Raw genomic sequence first — 23258 nt, 5'->3', positions numbered from 1 at the left:
AGCGCCGCGTCGATGCGCATCCTGAACTCAAGGACTTCTACAACGAGCACGACGACTTCACGGTCACCAACAAGGACCGCAACAAGTACAACGAGGCGATGGAAGGCCTGGAGGACTGGGAGAAGGCGCTGCYGAAGGAAGGCAAGCACATGTACCTGGTCGACTTCAGCAACAAGGGCGGCTTGGTGACGCCGCTGATCCTCGAGATCACGCTCGCCAGCGGCAAGAAGTACGTCGAGCGCGTGCCGGCCGAAGTGTGGCGCTACAACCCGAAGAAGATCACGAAGCTGATCATCACCGACGAACCGATGACCAGCCTGGTGCAGGACCCGTACTGGGAAACCGCGGACACCGACCAGAGCGACAACGCTTGGCCGCGCAAGGTGACGCCGTCGCGCCTGGAGCTGTTCAAGTCGCAGCGTGGCGGTGACGACATGATGAAAGACTATAACGAGAAACTGAGCGAAAAGCTGAAAACCAAGGAAAAAGCGGACGACAAGGACGCCCAACCGATCGCGAAATAAATGAACATGACCATGAAACGCCTGCCCGCCAGCCTCGCCGCCTTTTCGCTGATCGCCGCCATCACCGGCTCGGCCTTCGCCCAGCAATTCGACGACAAATTCCGCCAGCTCGACGAGCTGCTGCCCACGCCCACCGACACCCGCACCGCCTCGGGTGCACCGGGCCACGCCTACTGGCAGCAGCGCGCCGACTACAAGATCCGCGCCCAACTGGACGAAGCGAATCGCGCCGTGAGCGGCAGCGAGACCGTTACCTACCACAACAACTCGCCGGACACGCTGAACTACCTGTGGGTGCAGCTGGACCAGAACATGTTCCGCGCCGACTCGGACAACCGCAATATCTCGAGCTACCCCTCGCGCGAGGCATGGCGCACGGCCGGCGCCGGCGGCCCGGGTGGAGCTCAACCTGGCCTGCAGTACGAAGCGGCCCGCTTCCTGGTCGAGAGCCGCAAGTTCGACGGCGGCTTCAAGATCGCCAGCGTCACCGGAACCGACGGCAAGCCGCTGCGCTACGTGATCAACAAGACCATGATGCGCATCGACCTCGACCAGCCGCTGAAGCCGGGCTCGCGCTTCTCCTTCAATATGGCGTGGTCCTTCAATGTGCCGGAGACGAACGTGCTGGGCCGCCGCATGGGCTTCGAACGATTCGATAAACAAGATAAAAACGACCTGTTCGAGATCGCCCAGTTCTATCCGCGCATGGCCGCCTACTACGACGCCCACGGCTGGCAGAACAAGCAGTACCTGGGCGACGGCGAGTTCACGCTGGAATTCGGCGACTACGACGTCGAGATCACGGTGCCGTCCGACCACATCGTCGCCGCCACCGGCGAGCTGCAGAACGAAGGCGAAGTCCTGACCAGCGCCCAGCGCGAGCGCCTGAAGCAGGCGCGTAGCGCCACCCAGCCGGTGATCATCGCCAGCCAGGCGGATGCGGAAGCCCGCGAGAAGGGCCGCGCCACCACCACCAAGACCTGGCGCTTCAAGGCGAAGAACGTACGCGACTTCGCCTGGGCCACCAGCCGCAAGTTCATCTGGGACGCGCAGGGCTTCAGGAAGGGCGGTACCGACGTGCTGGCCATGTCCTTCTATCCGAAGGAAGGCAACCCGCTGTGGGAAAAGTATTCGACCCAGGCCATCATCCACACCATCGACCAGTACAACAAGTATTCCTTCGACTACCCTTACCCGGTGGCGATTTCCGTGAACGGCCCGGTGGGCGGCATGGAATACCCGATGATCTCGTTTAACGGCGGCCGCCCGACCAAGGACAAGAAGACCGGCGAGCTGACCTACTCGCGCAGCACCAAGTATGGCCTGATCAGCGTGATCATCCACGAGGTCGGCCACAACTACTTCCCGATGATCGTCAACTCGGACGAGCGCCAGTGGACCTGGATGGACGAAGGCATCAACTCCTTCATGCAGTTCCTCGCCGAGACCGCGTGGGAAGACAATTACCCGGCCCGCCGCGGCGAAGCGCGCAACATCGTCGACTACATGAAGAGCCGCAACCAGCAGCCGATCATGACCAACTCGGAATCGATCACGAACCGCGGCAGCAATGCTTACGCCAAGCCGGCCACCGCGCTGAACGTGTTGCGCGAGACGGTGTTGGGCCGCGAACTGTTCGACTTCGCCTTCCGCACCTATGCCGAGCGCTGGAAGTTCAAGCGCCCCACTCCGGCCGACTTCTTCCGCACCATGGAAGACGCTTCCGGCACGGACCTCGACTGGTTCTGGCGCGGCTGGTTCTACACCACCGACGCGGTGGATGTGAGCGTGGACGGCATCAGCGAGTACACGATCGGGACCAAGGATCCGGAAGTCGAGAAGAAGTGGAAGAAATCCCTGAAGGACCAGGAACCGGTGTCGATCACCGACCAGCGCAACAGGGGCAGCCTGCCGCGCCGCGTCGACGCGCATCCGGAACTGAAGGATTTCTACAACGAGCACGACGACTTCACAGTCACCAACAAGGACCGCAACAAGTACAATGAAACCATGGAGGGGCTGGAGGATTGGGAAAAGGCGCTGCTGAAGGAAGGCAAGCACCTCTACCTGGTCGACTTCAGCAACAAGGGTGGCCTGGTGACCCCGCTGATCCTCGAGATCACCCTGGCCAGCGGCAAGAAATATGTCGAACGCGTGCCGGCCGAGGTGTGGCGCTACAACCCGAAGAAGATCACGAAACTGATCATCACGGACGAACCGATGACCAGCCTGGTGCAGGACCCCTATCTGGAAACCGCCGACATCGACACCAGCGACAACGCCTGGCCGCGCAAGGTGACGCCGTCGCGCCTGGAACTGTTCAAGAGCCAGCGCCCGCAGGACGACATGATGAAAGACTATAGCGAGAAACTGAAAACGAAAGACGCCAAGAAGGACAGCAAGGAAGCCGTGAAGGATGCCGAGCAGTCCATCGAAGCGGGCAGGAAGGTGCAATGAGCTTTCACCGTTATCGTGGCTTTATCGCCCGGTGTGCAGCGGYCGCCGTCCTGGCGGGCGCCTGCGCGCTGGCGCCGGCGCACAACTTCCACGCCGGGATCACCGACATCAGCTACAACGAGCGTACCGGCAGCCTTGAAGTCGTGCACACCTATATGGCGCACGACGTCGAGGCCCTGCTGACCAATCTGTACCAGCGCCAGTTCGACCTGTCCGACCCGGACGACCAGGCCGTGTTTCGCAAGTATGTCGAAAAACAGTTCTGGCTGGCGGACAAGGACAAGCGCCGCCTGCCGCTGAACTGGGTCGGCATGACGGCCGACGCCCAGAGCGTCGTCGTGTTCCAGGAAGTGCAGCAGACGCCGGCCTCGAAGGTCGAGTTCCTCCACGACGAAGTGATGATCGACTTCCTGCCCGACCAGCTGAATACCGTCAACCTGACGGTGGCCGGCAGCATCCGCACCTTTGGCTTCAGCAGCAATCACCCCGAGTTTTCAGTACATTAAGTTCCAGTTCAATGCGTCTTCGAGTCCTGCCTTGCGCGCTGGCCGCGCTGTTTTCCCCATTGTTGGTTCACCCCGCTGCACATGCCGACGATTTCGTGATCCAGCGCGTACTGGTCGAAGGGTCACGCGCGAGCCAACTCGGCCTGCTTGACTCCGCGAATGCCGGCAGCGTCAGCCAGAAAGAGCTGGAGATGCGCACCATCTACCGTCCCGGCGAACTGCTGGAAGCGGCGCCCGGCCTGATCGTCAGCCAGCACAGCGGCGAAGGCAAGGCCAACCAGTTCTACCTGCGCGGCTTCAACCTCGACCACGGCACCGACCTCGCCACTTATGTGGACGAGATGCCGGTCAACCAGCGCTCGCACGCCCACGGCCAGGGCTGGACCGACCTGAACTTCCTGATCCCGGAACTGACCGCCCGTCTCGACTATCGCAAGGGACCGTACTCGGCGCGCGAAGGCGACTTCGCCTCGGCCGGCAGCGCCTCGGTCACCTATGCGAACCGCCTGGTGCGCGATGTGGCCACGCTGAGCGTCGGCCAGAACGGCTATGCGCGCACCGCGCTGGCGGCGTCCAGGGATGCGGCCGGCGGCGCCCTCACCTATGCGCTGGAACTGCTGCACAACGATGGTCCCTTCACCCATCCGGACGATTACCAGAAGGTGAACGGCGTACTGCGCTACAGCCGCGGCTATGCGAACAATGGCTGGAGCGTCACCGCGATGGCCTATCACGGCCGCTGGAATTCCACCGACCAGATCCCCGAACGCGCGGTGGACGACGGCCGCATCGGCCGCTTCGACCTGGTCGACGATACCGACGGCGGCGAGGCGCGCCGCTACAGCCTGTCCGGCGTGTGGCGCCAGACCTCGGCCGACTCGATGTCGAAGGTGAGCGCCTACCTGATCCGCAACCAGCTGGACCTGTGGTCGAACTTCACCTACTACATGGAAGACCCGCTGCATGGCGACCAGTTCGCCCAGCCGGACCGCCGCGTGACCGGCGGCTTCAATGCCCTGCACACCTGGCATGCGCACCGCACCGACACGGTCACCTCGGACCTGAGCGTCGGCCTGCAGGCCCAGAACGACAATATCTTCAACGGCCTGCTGCACACCCAAGGGCGCCAGACCTTGGAGACCACGCGCCAGGACCACATCGTCGAGACCAGCCGCGCCGCCTGGATCGAGAGCGCCACGCGCTGGGGCGAGTCGTTCCGCGCCATCGTCGGCCTGCGCGCCGATCACTACCGCTTCCGCGTGAAGAGCGATTTGGCCGCCAACTCCGGCAGCGCCGGCGACACCCTGGTCAGCCCGTCGATGAACCTGGTGTTCGGCCCGTGGAAGAGCAGCGAGCTGTATCTGAACTATGGCCAGGGCTTCCACAGCAACGATGCGCGCGGCACGGTCGCCACCATCGATCCGAAGACATTGGCGTCGCTCGGCCAGTCGCCGGGCCTGGTGCGCTCGCGCGGCATGGAGATCGGCCTGCGCCTCGATGCGATCCCGAAGATGCAGACCGCGCTGTCGCTGTACCGCCTCGATTTCGATTCGGAGCTGAGCTATGTCGGCGACGAAGGCACCACCGAGGCCGGCTCGCCCAGCCGCCGCTACGGCATCGAATTCTCGAACTACTACAAGCCGGTGAAGTGGTTGTCGATCGACTTCGACGCCGCCTTCGCGCGGGCCCGCACGCGCGACGTGGAGCCGGGCGAGGACCGCATTCCGGGCGCGGTCGAAGGCGTGGGCCAGCTGGCCATCACCGCCAGCCAGCTCGGCAAGAACGGCGCCTGGGAAGGCGCGCTGCGCCTGCGCTACTTCGGCCCGCGTCCCCTCATCGAGGACAACAGCGTGCGCTCGCATGCCAGCACCACGCTGAACGGCCGCATCGGCTATCGCATCGCCAGGGACCTGCGGCTGGAGCTGGAAGGCTTCAACCTGGCCAACAAGAAGGTCTCGGCGATCGACTACTACTATGCGTCGCAGCTGCGCGGCGAGAGCGAGCCGCGCGAGGACATCCACTTCCATCCGCTCGAATCGCGCTCCTTCCGCCTTAGCCTCATCAAGAATTGGTAGGCAAAAAGTGCTACGCTAGCGGGATGACTACACCGCAACCACCCTATACCGACCCGTCGCGCATCGCCGATGCGCTGCGCACGGACGGCTATGCGCTGCTGCGTCCGCAAGACGTGGCAAGCCTGGCCGGCTGCTCCCTCGACGAACTGCAGGCCCTCGCGCCGAGCTGGGACCGGCTGGAACTCGACAACTACCTGAAGGACGGCGGCCGCTACCGGCGCCGGCGCCACTCCTGCTTCGTCGACGACGGCGGCGCGCTCACGCAGAGTCCCCACCGCGCCCACTGGCAGCCGGTCGAATACAACGCCCTGCACGGCGGCATGCACCGCCTGTTCGTACCGATCGAACCCGGCACCGCCGAGCAGCCGGCCTGGAACAAGCTGCTGCGCTCACTCGGCGCGGTGTGCTCGAAGGTGAAGGGCGAGCAGACCTGGTATGTCGAGGCGCACCAGTTCCGCATCGACACCGCCGACGGCATCGGCCGCCCGACGCCGGAAGGCGCCCACCGCGACGGCGTCGACTTCGTGGCCGTGATCCTGATCGGCCGCGAAAACATCAAGGGCGGCGAGACCCGCGTGTTCGAAGCCGAAGGCCCGAAAGGCCAGCGCTTCACCATGCTGGAACCCTGGACCATGCTGCTGCTCGACGACGCAGCCGTGATCCACGAATCGACGCCGATCCAGCCGCTGGGGGAGCATGGGCATCGGGATACCCTGGTGCTGACCTGGCGGGCCGGGGCGTTCCAGGGCGATGATGTGGAGACCACGGGAGCGTAAGCCACCACGAAACGCAAGACCGTCGTTCCCGCGCAGGCGGGAACCCAAGTTCTGTCCGCGCTGACGATACGCATGCAAACTTGGATCCCCGCCTTCGCGGGGACGACGGTTTGAATCGCGGGGACGTCGTCTTTAAAGCTACGGGCAAAAAAAAACCCGCTACCTTGCGGAGCGGGCGGAATCCAGATTCCGGAGAAAACTGGAGGAGACGGTTCAACTATAGCGCCATTTATTGTGCACCGCAATACGGTAAAACTACGATAGCGCGTTGACCTCGTCCTCCAGTGGGACCGCTCCTACAATCAGGCCTTGAGCACGCGGAAGGACGCTGCTTTTTGCGGCATTGCGGGAAAGACCTGACTCAGCTGCTTATCGCTCAAAAGTAAATGCTGTTCGGCGATTTGTGCCAGGACCGAACGGAAATCGGTCGTCACCGGCAAATCGCGGCCTTCGTTCAGCGCAGCCTCTTCCAGGCCCTGCCAGTCGCCGTAGACCCGGCCGCCGCTGACCTTCCCTCCCATTACCCACATCACGTTCCCGTGGCCATGGTCGGTGCCGCCGGTGCCGTTCTCGCGCGCGGTGCGGCCGAACTCCGACATCACGACCACCACGGTATCGTCGAACAGGCTGCCCAGGCGTTCGGCCAGCACCGCCAGGCCCTGGCCCAGCGGCGCCAGGCGGTTCGCCAGCTGGCCGGTGCCGGCGCCCTGCGCCACGTGGGTATCCCAGCCGCCCAGCGCGACGAAGGCCATCTGGATCTTCGGATCGTTGCGCATCAGCGTCGCCAGGCGCGCGGCATCGTCGGGGAAGCCGTTCGGCAGCGGCGCGCCGCGATCGGCCGCCTGCATCTGCGGCGTCTCGGCGGCGGCCATCATCACTTCGCGGTGGGCCTTGCGGCCATCCTCGTAGGCGCGGCCGAAGCGCGGGTGGCCGGCGTAGAGCTGGTCGAAGGCGGCGCCGATGGCCGGGCGGTCGAGGATGTCGGCACGGGTAGCCGAGGCCACGTTCGGCAGGTTGACGGCCGCGGCCTGGCCGGCCAGAATGCGCGGCATGACGGGGCCGATGCCCAGCAGGCGGCTCGGCGTGGCGGTCCCCGGCAGGGCCGTGACCAGGCGGTTCATCCAGCCATCCGGCGTGCTCTTGCGGCCGGGCGTGGCCGATTCCATGTAGTCCTGGGCGTCGAAGTGCGAGCGGGTGGCGTCGGGCGAGCCGCTGGCATGCACGAAGGCCAGCTTCTTCTGCTGCCACAGCGGCTGCAGGCTGGCCAGCGCCGGATGCAGGCCGAAGTAGCCGTCCAGGTCGAGCGCACCATTCTCCATACCGGGGCTGGCCAGGCCGATGCCGGGACGCAGGCGCAGGTAGTTCTCGTCGCCCACCGGCGCCACCACGTTCAGGCCGTCCACCGCCCCACGCAGCATCACCACCACCAGCTTCCTGCGGGTCGGGCTGTCGGCGGTGCCGCTGCCTGTGACCGCCCAGGCGTGGCGGCCCAGCGGCAGCATGATGCCGGCGCCCAGCGCCAGCGTGTTCAGGAAATCCCTGCGTTGCATGGTCGTTCTCCAGGTATCGAGGTTAGTGCTGCATGAAGTCGGGACTGCCCAGCAGCATGGCCGCGCGCAGATTGTCCGGGCTACGCGCGATGGTGTCGGCGGTGCGCGGCGACAGCGAACCCGCCAGCGTGGCCCGCAGACTGGCCGCATCCAGCGGCACCGGCGGTGCGGGCGGCGTCGGCGGGGGCGGCGCGAACATCGCCGGGGAGGCGTCGCTGCCGGCCAGGTTCTGCATCGGCGGGGCCGGCGGCGGCGGCGCCAGCAGCGGCCTGGTCGCCAGCGGCAGCCGGCCCTGGGCCAGCGCGGTGGCGAAGGCGATGCGGCGCGTCAGGGCGTCCGGGTTCAGCCAGGCCTCCTGGGTATTCTTGTAGCCGTCCGGGGTCTGGCAGCCGTACAGCGGCATGCCGAGCTGGTTCATGGTGTTCACCAGCGGACCGACGTTGACCAGCGGCGCACTGCCGGCGCGCGCGGCCGAGACCACGAACTGGTAGGGCGTCTTGAACTTGGCGCCGGCGGCCTCGCTGTCCATGAACTCGCTGCTGGAGAACAGGGTCTTCAGCACGGCGCGAATATCGCCCTGGCTGGCCAGCCAGGTCCGGCTCATGCGCTCGACCAGGGCCGGCGGCGGCGTATCGCTGACGAAGTACTGGGCCAGCTGGAAGCTGATGTGGCGCGCGGTGGCCGGGTGCATGGCCAACACGTCGAGCGCGTATTCGCCTTCGTCCTGGCCATTCGGTGCGATCTCGTGCCCGAGCCAGGTCTTGGCGCCCTTGTCGTGGCGGCCGGCGTCGAAGCGGAAGGTTTCACCCATGCGCACCAGGCGGCGCTGGTCGAAGGTCCAGCCGGTCAGCATGCGCGCCAGCTCGGTGACGTCGCGCTGGGTATAGCCGGCGTCCACGCCCAGCGTGTGCAGCTCCATCAGTTCGCGCGCATAGTTCTCGTTCAGGCCTTGCGCTCTGCCTTTCGCATTCGGCCGCGGCGTCGAGGAGACCACGTTATCGAGGTAGAACAGCATTGCCGGGTGCTTGGCGGTGGCGCCCAGCAGGGCGCGGAAGGAACCCAGCGCGTAGGGACGGATGGCGTCGCGCTCGTAGCTGGCCACCAGGGCGCGGTCGATGCCCTTGCCGGCGAAGACGTTGAAATGGTTGAACCAGAAGTCGACCATCACCTCCTCGAGCTGGCGCGGGCTCTCGACCGCGCGCAGCAGGCGCGCCTCGGCTTCCTCGCGGGCGGCGCGTCCCTGCTCGATGCGGCGGCGCTGCTTGGCGCCCTCTTCCTCGTTGCGCACTTCCTTGCGCAGCTCGATATAGTCGCCGAGGGCCGTGCCGGCGCTGCGCTTGACGGTCTCCAGCGCATCCAGGCGCGCCGACAATTCCGGCGGCATCGGGATGCTCTCGGGGTGCAGCTGCTCATCGATGTACTGCTGCGCACCCATGCGCTGGACCCGCTCGACGTCGCCCGGACGCGGACCGAAGGCCAGGCGGTTCAGCACATGCACCGCCTGCTGGTCGGGCGCGAGCGGCGCCGCGTGGAGCGCCGGTGTGAAAAGCAGGCTTGCTGCGAGGATGGCGAGCAAAGGACGGCTGGTCATGGTGAACGCTCCGGAGGTTTATCGAACAATCATCTCTACCAGGAAGTGTAGATAGGACTGCCTCTTTGCAAAAGTAAGGATTTGTAACCGCAGTCGCCGTACATACACGAGGCGCCGCGCCGCCTTCCTTTTGCTACACTGTCGCGACCATGACCAGACTCCGCCCCCTCCTCGCTCTCCTTCCTGTGGTCGTGCTGGCCGGCCTGGCCGGCGTCCTCGCCACCGGCCGCGCCGCCGACGACAAGAAGGCGGCGGCACCCCGTCCGGCGCTTACCGTCACCACGGCGCGCCCCGCCAGCGCACGCCTGCCGCTGCGCCTCGCCACCAACGGCAACGTCGCCGCCTGGCAGGAAGCCGTGATCGGCAGCGAGTCGAACGGCCTGCGCCTGCGCGAGGTGCGCGTCAACGTCGGCGACGTCGTCAGGAAGGGCCAGGTGCTGGCCGTGTTCGACGCCGACGTCGTCAACGCCGACCTGGCCCAGGCCAGGGCCGCCCTGCAGGAAACCGAAGCGAATGCCGCCGCCGCCCAGGCGGACGCCGAGCGCGCGCGCGCCCTGCAAAGCTCGGGCGCGATGAGCGCGCAGCAGGTCACCCAGTACATCACCGCCGAGCGCACCGCCAACGCACGGGTGGCAGCCGCGCGCGCCACCCTGTCGCAACAGCAGCTGCGCCTGAAGTACACCCAGGTGGTGGCGCCGGACAGCGGCGTCATCTCGGCGCGCAGCGCCACCGTGGGCGCCGTCGCCGGCGTGGGCACGGAACTGTTCCGCATGATCCGCCAGGGCCGGCTGGAGTGGCGGGCCGAAGTCACGGCGGCCGAACTGCCGCGCATGAAGCCTGGCCTGAAGGCCGAGGTCAGGACCGCCGGCGGCGCCGTCGTCAAGGGCACGGTGCGCACGGTGGCCCCGACCGTCGATCCGCAGACCCGCGTGGCCCTGGTCTACGTCGACCTGCCGCCCAGCCTGTCGCCTGACGCGCCATTGAAGGCCGGGATGTTCGCCGGCGGCCAGTTCGAACTGGGCGAGTCCGATGCGCTGACGGTGCCGCAGCAGGCGGTCGCGGTGCGCGACGGTTTCGCCTATGTGTTCCGCCTGAATCCGGACAACCGCGTCAGCCAGGTCAAGGTCACCACCGGACGCCGCCTTGGCGAGCGGGTCGAGGTGGTGGCCGGGCTGCCGGCGGATGCGCTGGTGGTGGTCAGCGGCGCCGGCTTCCTCAACGATGGGGATTTGGTGCGCAACGTGGTGCCGGTCGCCATGCCGGCGCGCTGAAGGGACGGCGATGAATTTCTCGGCCCTCTCGATCCGCAACCCGATCCCGGCGATCATGCTGTTCGCCCTGCTCACGCTGGCCGGCATCCTCGCCTTCCGCGCCAACAAGGTGCAGGACTTCCCGGACATCGAGCTGCCCATCGTGACCGTCACCGCCACCCTCGACGGCGCCGCCCCGGCCCAGCTCGAGACCGAGGTCGCGCGCAAGATCGAGGACTCGGTGGCGACCCTGCAAGGCGTCAAGAACATCTACACGCGGGTGCTGGACGGCGTGGCCACCGTCACCGTCGAATTCATCCTCGAGAAGGACTTGTCGGACGCCGTCAACGACGTGCGCGACGCCGTCTCGCGGGTGCGCGCCGACCTGCCGGCCGAGATGCGCGACCCCAGCGTGACCAAGACCATCACCGCCGGCCGCGTGGTGCTGACCTTCACCGCCGAGGCGGCGCAAGCCAACGGCAAGCCGGCGCTGGATGCGCCCGACCTCAGCTGGTTCATCGACAATACCGTCTCCAAGCGCCTGCTCAGCGTGCCGGGCGTGGGCGCGGTCAAGCGCGTCGGCGGCGTGTTCCGCGAAGTGCGGGTCGAACTCATTGAAGCGCGGATGGCGGCGCTGCGGGTATCGGCCCTGGACGTCTCGCGCCAGCTGCGCAACGTGCAGCGCGAAGAGCCCGGCGGACGCGGCGACGTCAGCGGCGCCGAGCAGTCGGTGCGCACCCTGGCCACGGTGCGGACGGCCCAGGAGCTGGCGCGCATGGAGATCCCGCTGCCGGACGGCCGCCATGTGCGCCTGAACGACATCGCCACGGTATCGGACAGCATCGCCGAGCCGCGCGCCCTGGCCGAGCAGGATGGCCACACCGTGGTCGGCTTCGAGATCTTCCGCACCCGCGGCGCCGGCGAGACCGAGGTCGCGGAGGGCGTGCGCGTCGCCGTGCGCGAGCTGCAGGCGAAACATGGCAACGTGGTGCTGCGCGAAGTGATCGACAACGCCCGGCCGGTGCAGGAAAACTTCGACGCTTCGATGGAGATGCTGTACGAGGGCGCGATCCTGGCCGTGCTGGTGGTGCTGTGGTTCCTGCGCGACTGGCGCGCCACCATCGTCGCCGCCACCGCCCTGCCGCTGTCGGTGATCCCGGCCTTCCTCGGCCAGTACCTGTTCGGCTACACCCTGAACATGGTGACCCTGCTGTCGCTGGCGCTGGTGGTGGGCGTGCTGGTCGACGACGCCATCGTCGAGATCGAGAACATCTCGCGCCACCTCCGCATGGGCAAGACGCCGATGCAGGCCGCGCTGGAAGCGGCCGACGAGATCGGCATGGCGGTGATCGCGACGACCTTCTCGCTGGTCGCGGTATTCCTGCCGACCGCCTTCATGAGCGGCATCCCCGGCAAGTTCTTCAAGCAGTTCGGCTGGACCGCGGTGCTGGCCATCCTGGCCTCGCTGCTGGTGGCGCGCCTGCTGACGCCGATGATGGCGGCCTACTTCCTGAAGCCGGCCAGGCAAACGGAAGAGAAGGACGGCCCCATCATGCGCCGCTACATGCGCGCCATGCAGTGGTGCCTGCGCCACCGTGGCCTGACCATGCTGGCGGCGGCCGCGTTCTTCGCCGCCTCGATCTCGCTGGTGCCGCTGCTGCCGACCGGCTTCATCCCGGCCGGCGACCGCGCCCAGACCCAGATCAAGGTCGAGCTGCCGCCCGGCGCGACCCTGGAGCAGACGCGCGCGGTAACCGAGCAGGTGCGCCAACTGGCCCTGCGCGACCCGCTCATCAAGACCGTGTTCAGCTCCATCGGCGGCGGTTCCAGCGGCGACGTGTTCGCGCCGGGCGCCGCGGCCGAAGCGCGCCGCGCCGTGCTGACCGTCACCACCGTGCACCGCGACGAGCGCAAGGAATCGCTGGCCCGGATCGAATCCCGCCTGCGTGCAAGGCTCATGGACATCCCGGGCGCACGCTTCACGGTCGGCCCGCCGGAATCCGGCGTCAAGATGCAGCTGGTGCTGCGCAGCGAGGATCCGGTGGCCTTGACGGCCGCCGCGCGCCAGGCCGAACGCGAACTGCGCACCCTGCACGGCATCGGCAACGTCAGCTCGAGCGCGTCGCTGGTGCGGCCGGAGATCATCGTGCGTCCGGACTTCGCGCGCGCCGCCGACCTGGGCGTGACCGCGGCCAGCATCGGCGAGACCGTGCGCGTGGCCACCGCCGGCGACTACGAGCAGGTGCTGGCGAAGATGAACCTGTCCGAGCGCCAGGTGCCGATCCGCGTGAAGCTGCCGGACGCGGTGCGCGCCGACCTCGATGCCATCGGACGATTGACGGTGCCGGGCAAGAACGGCCCGGTCCTGCTGGCCAACGTGGCGGACATCACGATGGAAAGCGGCCCGGCCCAGATCGACCGCCTGAACCGCAGCCGCAACGTGACCCTGGAAGTGGAGCTGAACGGCCGCTCACTGGGCGAGGTGAACACCGAGGCGCGCGCCCTGCCCGCCCTGCGCAAGCTGCCGGCCTCGGTGACGATCGCCGAGCTGGGCGACGCCGAAGAGATGCGCAAGCTGTTCGCCAGCTTCGGCACGGCGATGCTGATCGGCGTGCTGTGCATCTACGGCGTGTTGGTGCTGCTGTTCACCGACTTCCTGCAGCCGGTGACGATCCTGGCCGCGCTGCCGCTGTCGATCGGCGGCGCCTTCGTGGCCCTGCTCCTGACCCACGATGCGCTGTCGATGCCGACCATGATCGGCCTGATCATGCTGATGGGGATCGTGACCAAGAACTCGATCCTGCTGGTCGACTACGCGATCCTGGCGCGGAAGGCGGGCATGAACCGCTTCGACGCCCTGGTGGACGCCTGCCACAAGCGCTCGCGCCCGATCGTCATGACCACGATCGCGATGGGCGCCGGCATGCTGCCGCTGGCCCTCGGCCTGTCCGGCGACCCGAGCTTCCGCTCGCCGATGGCGGTGGCCGTGATCGGCGGCCTGATCACCTCGACCCTGTTGAGCCTGCTGGTGGTGCCGGCGGTGTTCACCTATGTGGACGATGCCAAGCACTGGTTCGGACGGATGGGGAGGAAGTTGCGGAAGCAGCCGCGGCAGCGGGCGCGTAAGGAAAGCGCGGTCAAATGAACGTCGCCCCCGCGCAGGCGGGGGCCCAAGTTGGCCGGCGCTACCGAAACGCGTGCAAAACTTGGGTCCCCGCCTCCGCGGGGACGACGTTCTGAAGCCAACAAAAAAGCCGGCCCAAGGGCCGGCTTGCTCACCTACCAATCGATCTAACGATCAATAATCGCGACGGCCACCACCCAGGATCTTGGCCAGCAGGAAGCCCACACCCGCAGCAATCGCCACGGCGGTACCCGGGTTCTGGCGCACGTATTCGCGGCCCTGGTCCATGTACTGGCCATAGGCGTCGGTCAGCTGTTCCTTGCGCTGACCCAGGCTGTCGCCCGCGCCGCTCAGCATGCCCTGCAGCTTGTCCACGCCGGCGTGGGCGGTCGTTGCCAGGCGGTCGACCACCGGCTGCACGCTGTTGACGGCCTTGTCGACCATCGGCTTGGCGGCGTCCGCGGCCTGGTCGATCTTGCCGTGCAGGTCCTGGGCCTTCTGGTCGACCAGGTTTTGTGCCTTGTTCGCCATGTCCTTCATGTCGCCGCCGGTGCCGGAACCGGTGGCCGAGCCGGTGCCCATGCCGCTCTGGCTGCTGCCCGACGAACCAGTGGGACCCATGCTGGAGCCGCCGCGGTTGAGGTTGGACGAGCCGGTCGAACCGGTCGAACCGGTCGAGCTGTTGGTGCCGCTGGCGGTCGAGCCGCTGGCGCTCATCGCACCCATCGAGCCGACGCCCTGCGACGAGGTCGAGGTCGACGACGAGCCGGCATTGCTGATGCCGCCCACGGCGCCGGTGCTCGACGCGGTCGCGCCGCCGGTGCTCGAGCCGGTCGAACCCATCTGGTCCTTGCCCTGGTTCGGCTGGCTGCTCTTGTTCAGGCTACCCGAGCTGTTCGAGCTGCCTTGATTACCTGCATTGCTACCTTTTGCTTCGCTCGGCTTTTGATTATCCATGATGTATTCCTCGTAAAATTTTGACGAACGCGGAGTAGACCGATACTCGACCATCAACACATTGACCCTGAACACTTTCAGGAGTTCCGCGCATAGGGATGATCCATTTCGGGTTTCGCTGGGTAGGGCCGCGATGCCGGTTCGACACCGGTTGCGCAGCGTCGCGATAGAAAAAATACAACTTACGGTCGATGGGGACTGTGCGCTGACTAACAGAGCTGTTGGATCGTGGAGAAAGGGAGCGTTGGAAAGCAAAAAGGCACCCCGATGGGATGCCTTTTACGCCAAAACTGGTGCCGCTGACCAACATCGAACCAGCATCCCGACCCGTGCATGAGTGGCGCTAAGGGTACTGCAAAACCTAATCATATCAATGACTTACTGATGAGTGCAAGCGATACTGGACGAGCGTCGAAGACGCCTTGTGTTACCCGATGTGATGCCCATGTGATACCTGGACGTCTTCGTATTTACGCCTTTGAAGGCCTAACAAAACTCATTAGTTGCTATTGGGGCAACAAACTCGTACACTGATCCATTCCTACGGTCCGCTGTCGGCCCAACAGCAGGCGCATAAGTCATAGTCATATTTGACCTCGATAAATCAATACCTACGCACGAAATAGACTCATGAATCGAAGTTCCATCCGTTGCGTTGTCGTGGCATTGTCTCTGTCCGTGGCGGTAGGGTTCGCGGTTAAGGCATGTTCCAGTCCTGAACTTGTCGAAACCTTTGGCGAAAAGAGCGAATGGTCAACGTTGCAGGCCATCGAATTCCAAACACGAGACACCCCCCTGCGCGAGCCAGTTGTACGTAAGGTCGCTGATCGTGAGGTTCTTGGGGTAAAAGGGGCAACAGGGAAAAACGTCTGGATTCTATTGCGAACCGAATCCCCTCCGTTCTACAAACAGATGCCGGATGGACAATACGATTTACCGGTTGCCTTTGTGGAAAAGCTAGCCCATGAACATCGACTTTCGTACACGGTTGACGTTGTTCTACGCTCGCACGTACTTGAAAAATGACCCATGTGAAGACCCCTTGGGGGAAATACAGTCGTCGGCTTGGGGGCGAAAGCGGACGCTACAATAGGTGCGCAATCGGCTGCACATAGAAAACGTGCTCGCTCGATAAACGTCCAACAACAAGACCAAAAAGCAAGCCTTTAACCCTTTTTTGGATTCGCGCTTAGGTCAAACCCCCGGGGGTCTTTTTCTCGTGTTTACTGATTTCCACAAAGAGTCCGGCCATGGATCACCTTTGAAGATGCTGGTTGGCCTGCGCCTGTTTCTTCATTTCGTTCCCTGCTTGCTTCGACCATAGCGAATCCTCGGAATCCAGAAATGGCAATGGACGGGCATGTCCGAAACCGACCGCTTACGTACATGCTCAATACGAATGTACGAAAGTAAGCTTGACGTGGTTTCGTACAGGTCCTATTATTCGTACATCACTTTCGTACACATAGGAATCCGAATGTCCCGCCTGTTTGCTTACTGCCGTGTTTCGACCAATGACCAAACCACGGAGAACCAAGTTCAAGAGATCGCTGCGGCGGGCTTTGCTATCACCAAACAGCGCATCGTTACCGAAACGGTATCGGGTTCGGTAGCTGCCTTGGAACGCCAGGGGTTCGCTAGGTTGCTCGACAAGCTGGAATCGGGTGACGTACTGGTCGTAACGAAGCTTGACCGTCTTGGACGTAATGCGATGGACGTACGGGCTACTGTCGAGCGTTTGGAAGGTGCTGGCGTCAAGGTTCATTGTCTAGCCCTGGGCGGCGTAGACCTTACTAGCCCAGCAGGCAAGATGACCATGCAGGTTATTAACGCTGTAGCCGAGTTTGAACGTGATTTGCTAATCGAACGGACGAATGCAGGTATCAAACGTGCTAAGGCCGAAGGGAAAGCCTTTGGGCGACCATCGGCCCTTACGGTAGCCCAGCAGGAACAGGTAAAGGAACAGATCAAAGCAGGCGTAGCCGTTGCACAGATCGCTAAGGCGTTCGATACGTCCCGCCAAACGATCATGCGGGTACGGGCTGGGATGGAAGCGGCCTAACTGCATCCATGGAAACCGCTAGATACTAACTCTGCCTATTTTTTAAGCAATTATTATATAGGGCATACAGAAACGATCCCTTTTCAACGTAGGCGGACCTTGGGGAACCCTGGGGCTTGACCTGTAGAAGCTAAAATCCACAGCTAAGAGAAAGACACCGACAGCGAAGCTAAAAGGTACAGCTAAGAGAAAGACCGTACCGCTGTGGGGGGTAGGGGAGCATACTAAAGATGACCTTAGGCTGACTAAGGACTAAAGGTCAGAAAGTAGGCCCTAAAGGTGCATACTAAATGAAAATAACATAAGGTCTGCACCTATGGTCTAAAGCTATGCAAAACTATAGGTATCCAAAGAATCCTTAGGGTGCATAGGTATCCCCTATGGCGCAATCTGAATAAAAATCACTAAGGGTCTTTCTCTACAGGTTTGCGCCTGGGTCTTAACCTTTACCTGCCTAAAGCAATCCAAAGGAATCTATAGGGGATGATGGTCTACCCGTATGGGCGGTGACGGTCTTCCTTACCAGTCAAGACAGTCTTCTTGATTGGTGTTTTTTTCTTCTAAGTTTCTGCCTGTTCGTCCAGTCTACGGGATGCCCAGGAAGCCATAGAAGGCCCCCCACAACGTTTCTGCGCATCAGGGCATACTTGCCTAGCCTCAACGCTGTACGCTTCCCTACGGGCTTCCTAGCGCGTTTTGGAGACCCCAGGTTGCGCTACGTGATCGGTGTTTTTTGATCCCAACCACCTACTAGGACGCTATTGCGCCTGGGAAGCGTTTAGCGGCGTTTTGAGGCGTCTTTCCCCAAGACAGCATCAATCCTGCTTGACCCAGCAAGAAGGCCTTGTAGGGCTTCCTATGGCTTCCTGTAGCCGCTTATGCCCACACGGCCGCCACGGCCTTATTGACCCATTCGGCTAACACTTCCAAGGGATACCCCTGGCCGTATCTCGCGCCGGTCCCCTTCGTCGTATGACCAAGGATTTCGTCTTGGATGGAATCAGGGCATTGGACAGCCCGCAGCAGGTCTTTCATTGTATGTCGCAGGCTATGGTTATCGACCTTTGCGTTTTTAAGACCATCACGACTACGAAGCCATTTAATCAACGTTGCAGATGCAGAGTCGCTTTTGCACTTATCCGCCGTCGTGTACTGAGGGAACAGGAATTTGGAACCGTTACTGATGACTTGGGCGGCTTTGATGGCTTCAATGGCCTTAGGCGTCAACGGAACCTTACGAACGCTGCCCTTGTCGTTCTTTAAGGAACGCCAGGGATGCTCTTTGAGGTCGATGTAAGGGGTTTCTGTATCGAGATAAACGTCAGCCGATGCCAAGCCGGTCACTTCGGCCAACCTACAGCCGGTTTCGGCCAAGACCGTAACGATACAGCGGGGCTGGTCCCAGCGTTTTTTAGCAGCGACCCATTCGTTCACGGCACGATGCAGGGCTTTCAATTGGTCTAAGTCGAACGGAAGACGGTCCTGGGCATCCTTACCAGCATTGGGAATCTCGACGCTGGAAAACTGGTTATCAATTTTAAGTTCGTTTTCCCTAATAGCGCGCCCAACCGCAGCGATGATGCTATTTAAGTAGCGGGCAACGGTCGTAGTCGTGACCGGCTTACCGTCTTTATTGTGTTCGCCAGCAAGTAGCCATTTCACGAATTCATTCACGTCCTGGCGACGGATTGCAGCAAGCGCACGGTCTTCCTTGAAGAAGTCCCTCAGGTAGCCAAAGGCAATCTTCGCCGTTTTGGCGGCCTTTTCGGAGCGGGAAGTAAGGTACTGGTCAAGACAGTCGCTCAAGGCGAATTCCCGGCGTCCCAGGGCAACCTGCAAGGCCGTAGCGACAACGGGGGATAAGTGCGGGTCAATATCCCGTTGCTGATTAACCGGATGGCCGTATTCGTATGCTTCCTGGAGACGATCCTTAACCTTGGTAGGTAAATCGTCTTCGACCATATCCAGAAAGAAACCCAATGCTTCCTCATCCGCTTTAGGCGCAGCAGGGTCAATACCCCTATTCCGAAGTAGCGTTTCCGCTTGGGCCAGCAGCCCAGCTTTGGACGGATTGCGTAGCTGTTCCCATTCCTTGTCGTGCTTCGCGGCAAGCTTGGCGATCTTGGATGCAGCGGCCTTTAGGTCGTCTGTTTGCAGGCTGATTACGATCTGTTCCTTGCCTGTCCATTCGGAACCTGAGGCTTCCAACAAGGGCTTAACGTCGTCAGGAATACGACGGCGGTAGTAAAGAAGGGAACTGGTAGGCTTCTGCCAGAGATATTTGACCTTGACGGACACGATTCGGGATAGGGCAAGAAGGGGCATGCGGTAGCGTAAGTGGTACGGGTATGATACCCATTTGTGATACCACTCGTGCTAGTAGGATACACCAAATCCCAACCAAATCAATGACTTGGAAGGGAATGGTATAGTAAAACTGGTGCCGCTGACCGGAATCGAACTGGTGACCTTCGCATTACGAATGCGCTGCTCTACCGACTGAGCTACAGCGGCGGGAGCCGTATTCTAACAAACAACTTCGTCAACTGGCTAGCCCGGCTCGGCAATTTTGTCCAGCTTACTCCTGGTGGTAACTGGTCACGCGCTCGACCTCGCTCTTCGAGCCGAGGAAAACCGGCACGCGCTGGTGCAGCTTGGTCGGCGGAATGTCGAGGATGCGCTGGCGGCCGTCGGTAGCGGCGCCGCCGGCCTGCTCGACGATGAAGGCCATCGGATTGGCTTCGTACATCAGGCGCAGCTTGCCCGGCTGGCTGGAATCGCGCAGGTCGGCGGGGTACATGAAGATGCCGCCGCGGTTCAGGATGCGGTGCACGTCGGCCACCATGGAGGCGATCCAGCGCATGTTGAAGTCCTTGCCGCGCGGACCGGTTTTACCGGCCAGCATTTCGGAGACGTAGCGCTGCACCGGCGGATGCCAGTGGCGCTGGTTCGACATATTGATCGCGAATTCCTTGGTCTCTTCCGGAATCTGCATGTCCTTCTGGGTCAGGACCCAGGAACCCATCTCGCGGTCCAGGGTGAAGCAGTTGACGCCGTCGCCGGTGGTCAGCACCAGCATGGTCTGGGGGCCGTAGACGGCGTAGCCGGCCGCTACCTGCTTGGTGCCCGGCTGCATGAAGTCGGCTTCGGTCGGGGCGGTCATGCCTTCCGGCGCCTTCAGGACCGAGAAGATGGTGCCGATCGAGACGTTGACGTCGATGTTCGAGGAGCCGTCCAGCGGATCGAACAGCAGCATGTATTCGCCCATCGGGTAGCGGTTCGGGATCGGGTGGATCGATTCCATCTCTTCCGAGGCCATGGCCGCCAGGTGGCCGCCCCATTCGTTGGCTTCGAGCAGGATCTCGTTCGAGATGACGTCGAGCTTCTTCTGCACCTCGCCCTGGATGTTCTCGGTGTTGGCGCTGCCCAGGATGTCGCCGAGGGCGCCCTTGCCGACCGAGTGGCTGATGGTCTTGCAGGCGCGCGCGACCACCTCGATCAGGAGGCGCAGCGATGCCGGGATGTTGTTGTGGAGGCGCTGCTCCTCAACCAGATATTGGGTCAGGCTGACACGTTTCATGGACTTCCTTTGGTTTGTAATAGTTAATTGGCGAGTGCTTTGCTGACGACTTCACGCACGTCGTTCGACAGCTTGCCCTGGCCGGCCACCTGCTGCAGCGCCTTCTTCATGTGCGCCTGCAGGGCCGGCGAAAAGCGGCGCCAGCGGTCCATGGCGCGCGACAGGCGGCTGGCCACCTGCGGGTTGAGCGCATCCAGGGCGATCACCTGCTCGGACCAGAAGGCGTAGCCGCTGCCGTCCGGGGCGTGGAACTGCACCGGGTTGTTGACGCAGAAGGCGGCGACCAGGCTGCGCGCGCGGTTCGGGTTGCGCAGCGTGAAGGCCGGGTGCTTCATCAGCTCGCGCACGGCCGCCACGTCGGTGGTCGGGGCCGATGCCTGCATCATGAACCACTTGTCGACCACCAGGGCCTCGCCCTGGAACTCGTCGTAGAAGCGCTGCAGCGCATCGCGGGCGCCGGGTGCGCGCGCATGCACGAGGGCGCTCAGGGCGGCCGCGCGGTCGGTCATGTTGGTGGCTTCGTCGAACTGGCGCTGGGCCAGGGCGATCGATTCCTCGTCCGGGGCCGCGCACAGGTAGCTCAGCGCCAGGTTCTTCAGCGCGCGTTTGCCGATCGAGGCGGCGTCCGGGCTGTACTCGCCCGGGGTCTGGTTGGCCTGGTACTGGGCCAGCAGCCCGGTGCGCAGGCGGGCGCCGATGTCGGCGCGCACGAACTGGCGCGCGGTATGGATCGCCAGCGGATTCACCACGTCGAGCTGGTCGGCGATCATGGTTTCCGAGGGCAGCAGCAGCGCCTGTTCGCGGAAGGCCGGATCGAGGCTTTCATCAAGCAGCATCTTGCGCATCGCTTCGACGAAGACGTCGTCCAGGTCGAGCGCGTCCGGACCGCCGTTGGCGCCGGCCATGCCGGTCAGCTTGAGCAGGCGGCCCATGGCCAGGCGCTGGCCGGCTTCCCAGCGGTTGACCGGGTCGCTGTCGTGGCTGAACAGGTGGACCAGTTCGGCGTCGCTGTAGCCGTGCTTCAGGATCACCGGGGCCGAGAAGTCGCGCAGGATCGATGGCGTCGGCTGTTCCTGGACGTCGGTGAAGACGAAGGTCTGGTCGGCATCGACCAGCTCCAGCACGGCCGTGGTGCCGGGCTGCTGGCCGTCGATGGTCAGCGGCAGGTCGCGTCCATCCTTGCCCAGCAGGCCGACGGCCACCGGGATGTGGAAGGGCAGCTTGTCCGGCTGGCCCGGGGTCGCCGGGCAGGACTGGATCAGGCGCAGGGTATAGGTTTTCGCCTGTTCGTCGTAGCGGGTCTCGGCCTGCACGATGGGCGTGCCGGCCTGGCTGTACCAGCGTTCGAACTGGGTCAGGTCGCGGCCGTTGGCGTCGGCCATTGCCATGCGGAAGTCGTCGCAGGTGACGGCCTGGCCGTCGTGGCGGTCGAAGTACAGGTCCATGCCCTTGCGGAAGCCTTCGCGGCCCAGCAGGGTCTGGAGCATGCGGACCACTTCGGCGCCCTTCTCGTACACCGTGACGGTGTAGAAGTTGTTGATCTCGACGAAGGAGTCCGGGCGCACCGGATGGGCCATCGGGCCGGCGTCTTCCGGGAACTGGGCCTGGCGCAGGGTGCGCACCTGGTCGATGCGGGTGACCGCGCGGCCGGTGTCTGTGCCGATCATGTCGGCCGAGAATTCCTGGTCGCGGAACACGGTCAGGCCTTCCTTCAGCGACAGCTGGAACCAGTCGCGACAGGTGACGCGGTTGCCGGTCCAGTTGTGGAAGTATTCGTGGCCGACCACGGCTTCGATGCCCTGGAAGTCGAAGTCGGTGGCGACGCGCGGATTGGCCAGCACGAACTTGGTGTTGAAGATGTTCAGGCCCTTGTTCTCCATCGCGCCCATGTTGAAGTCGCCGACGGCGACGATCATGAAGCGGTCGAGGTCGAGCTCGAGGTCCCAGCGCTCCTCGTCCCAGCGGATGCTGCGCTTGAGCGACTGCATCGCGTAATCGGTCTTGTCGAGGTTGCCCTCTTCCACCCACACCTGGAGTAATGCCGTGCGGCCGTCCTGGAGCTTGAATTTTTCCTCCTGGCAGACCAGGCGCGCGGCCACCAGGGCGAACAGGTAGGACGGCTTCTTGAACGGGTCTTCCCACTTGGCGTAGTGGCGGCCGTCGGGCAGCTCGCCCTCTTCGACCAGGTTGCCGTTCGAGAGCAGGACCGGATATTTGTCCTTGTCGGCGCGCAGCATGACCATGTACTTGGCCATCACGTCCGGACGGTCCGGGAACCAGGTGATGCGGCGGAAGCCCTCGGCTTCGCACTGCGTATAGAAATTGCCGTTCGAAACGTAGAGGCCGCTGAGCGTCGTGTTACTCTCGGGAACGCAAATCGTCTCGATCTCCAGCGTGACGCTGTCCGGCGTGTTCGGGATGCGTAATACTGTGCCGTCGATCGTGTAATCGCCCTCGGCCAGGGTTTTGCCGTTCAGGCGGATTGCCACCAGTTCAATATCCTCGCCGTACAATTCGATGTCGCGCCAGCTGCTGTCCGGATTGCGGCGCATCGTCATCCGGTTGGCGACGATGGTGCGGGCGGGATCGAGGTCAAAACCGAGCTCCACGGTGTCGACCTGGTAGCTGGGGGCAGTGTAGTCCTTGCGGTAGATGGTCTGGGGCGTATCGGTGCGCATGGTTGGGGTCCGCGAACGATGGTGGAATGAATGCTTATTTTACCAACAGCGGCGGCATGCTTCGATTCCACGTTCGTCTGCGGTTTTTATATGTATCGCACTGTAGCTGCCGTAACCGCCCGTAAATG

Annotated in this window: 14 protein-coding genes, 1 tRNA gene and 1 pseudogene; 9 read left to right on the top strand and 7 right to left on the bottom strand. The window is 63.5% G+C overall.

The window, feature by feature from the left end; translation table 11 throughout:
- The 5 genes and pseudogenes from AC1DIX_RS02005 to AC1DIX_RS01985 form a co-directional block, all read left to right on the top strand.
- Window positions 1–524: pseudogene (locus tag AC1DIX_RS02005) on the top strand (aminopeptidase); the annotation flags it as partial.
- A gap of 6 nt (window positions 525–530) precedes the next feature.
- Window positions 531–2981 (top strand): M1 family metallopeptidase, encoded by a 2451-nt coding sequence (locus tag AC1DIX_RS02000; protein WP_477321595.1) that lies wholly within the window; start codon window positions 531–533, stop codon window positions 2979–2981.
- Window positions 2978–3487 carry a DUF6702 family protein gene (locus AC1DIX_RS01995; protein WP_477321585.1) on the top strand — a complete coding sequence of 170 codons (510 nt, stop codon included), beginning with the start codon at window positions 2978–2980 and terminating at the stop codon, window positions 3485–3487. Before AC1DIX_RS02000 ends, AC1DIX_RS01995 begins: the two co-directional genes overlap by 4 nt.
- 11 nt (window positions 3488–3498) lie before the next feature.
- On the top strand, window positions 3499–5562 hold the full coding sequence (locus tag AC1DIX_RS01990) for a TonB-dependent receptor (protein ID WP_477321583.1): 2064 nt from the start codon (window positions 3499–3501) through the stop codon (window positions 5560–5562).
- Window positions 5563–5585: 23 nt separating this feature from the next.
- Window positions 5586–6338, top strand: coding sequence for a 2OG-Fe dioxygenase family protein (locus tag AC1DIX_RS01985; protein WP_477321581.1), 753 nt, complete (start codon window positions 5586–5588; stop codon window positions 6336–6338).
- A 302-nt stretch (window positions 6339–6640) separates the two neighbouring features.
- Here AC1DIX_RS01985 and AC1DIX_RS01980 read toward each other — a convergent pair whose 3' ends face one another.
- Complete coding sequence (locus AC1DIX_RS01980; RefSeq protein ID WP_441934832.1) at window positions 6641–7888, bottom strand: DUF1501 domain-containing protein; 1248 nt, start codon at window positions 7886–7888, stop codon at window positions 6641–6643.
- Between the two features lie 22 nt (window positions 7889–7910).
- A complete protein-coding gene (locus AC1DIX_RS01975; protein WP_477321578.1) occupies window positions 7911–9479 on the bottom strand; it encodes a DUF1800 domain-containing protein in 1569 nt (522 codons plus the stop codon).
- Window positions 9480–9628: 149 nt separating this feature from the next.
- Here AC1DIX_RS01975 and AC1DIX_RS01970 point away from each other — a divergent pair, with 149 nt between their 5' ends.
- Window positions 9629–10750 carry an efflux RND transporter periplasmic adaptor subunit gene (locus tag AC1DIX_RS01970; protein ID WP_477321576.1) on the top strand — a complete coding sequence of 374 codons (1122 nt, stop codon included), beginning with the start codon at window positions 9629–9631 and terminating at the stop codon, window positions 10748–10750.
- A 10-nt stretch (window positions 10751–10760) separates the two neighbouring features.
- Window positions 10761–13874 carry an efflux RND transporter permease subunit gene (locus tag AC1DIX_RS01965; protein WP_477321574.1) on the top strand — a complete coding sequence of 1038 codons (3114 nt, stop codon included), beginning with the start codon at window positions 10761–10763 and terminating at the stop codon, window positions 13872–13874.
- Window positions 13875–14027: 153 nt separating this feature from the next.
- Here AC1DIX_RS01965 and AC1DIX_RS01960 read toward each other — a convergent pair whose 3' ends face one another.
- Window positions 14028–14810 (bottom strand): ElaB/YgaM/YqjD family protein, encoded by a 783-nt coding sequence (locus AC1DIX_RS01960; RefSeq protein WP_441934828.1) that lies wholly within the window; start codon window positions 14808–14810, stop codon window positions 14028–14030.
- Between the two features lie 630 nt (window positions 14811–15440).
- Between AC1DIX_RS01960 and AC1DIX_RS01955 the strand changes: the two genes are divergently transcribed.
- Together AC1DIX_RS01955 and AC1DIX_RS01950 are read left to right on the top strand one after the other, a co-directional pair.
- Entirely contained in the window at window positions 15441–15836 is a 396-nt protein-coding gene (locus tag AC1DIX_RS01955) for a hypothetical protein (RefSeq protein ID WP_477321572.1), read from the top strand.
- A gap of 451 nt (window positions 15837–16287) precedes the next feature.
- Window positions 16288–16872, top strand: a complete 585-nt coding sequence (locus AC1DIX_RS01950) for a recombinase family protein (RefSeq protein ID WP_477321570.1) — start codon at window positions 16288–16290, stop codon at window positions 16870–16872.
- An 876-nt stretch (window positions 16873–17748) separates the two neighbouring features.
- On the opposite strand, the gene AC1DIX_RS01945 is transcribed toward AC1DIX_RS01950, so the two are convergent.
- The 4 genes from AC1DIX_RS01945 to pepN form a co-directional block, all read right to left on the bottom strand.
- On the bottom strand, window positions 17749–19197 hold the full coding sequence (locus AC1DIX_RS01945; RefSeq protein WP_477321568.1) for a DUF6538 domain-containing protein: 1449 nt from the start codon (window positions 19195–19197) through the stop codon (window positions 17749–17751).
- A 113-nt stretch (window positions 19198–19310) separates the two neighbouring features.
- A tRNA-Thr gene (locus tag AC1DIX_RS01940) sits at window positions 19311–19386 on the bottom strand.
- Window positions 19387–19450: 64 nt separating this feature from the next.
- Window positions 19451–20452 (bottom strand): class 1 fructose-bisphosphatase, encoded by a 1002-nt coding sequence (locus AC1DIX_RS01935; RefSeq protein ID WP_441934827.1) that lies wholly within the window; start codon window positions 20450–20452, stop codon window positions 19451–19453.
- Window positions 20453–20475: 23 nt separating this feature from the next.
- Entirely contained in the window at window positions 20476–23130 is a 2655-nt protein-coding gene (pepN, locus tag AC1DIX_RS01930; protein WP_477321566.1) for an aminopeptidase N, read from the bottom strand.
- Window positions 23131–23258: the final 128 nt, after the last annotated feature.

This window comes from Massilia sp. 05N420 (genome assembly GCF_056397205.1).
The sequence above is the reverse complement of the archived record's forward strand: the minus strand, read 5'-3'. Positions and strand labels throughout refer to the sequence as shown.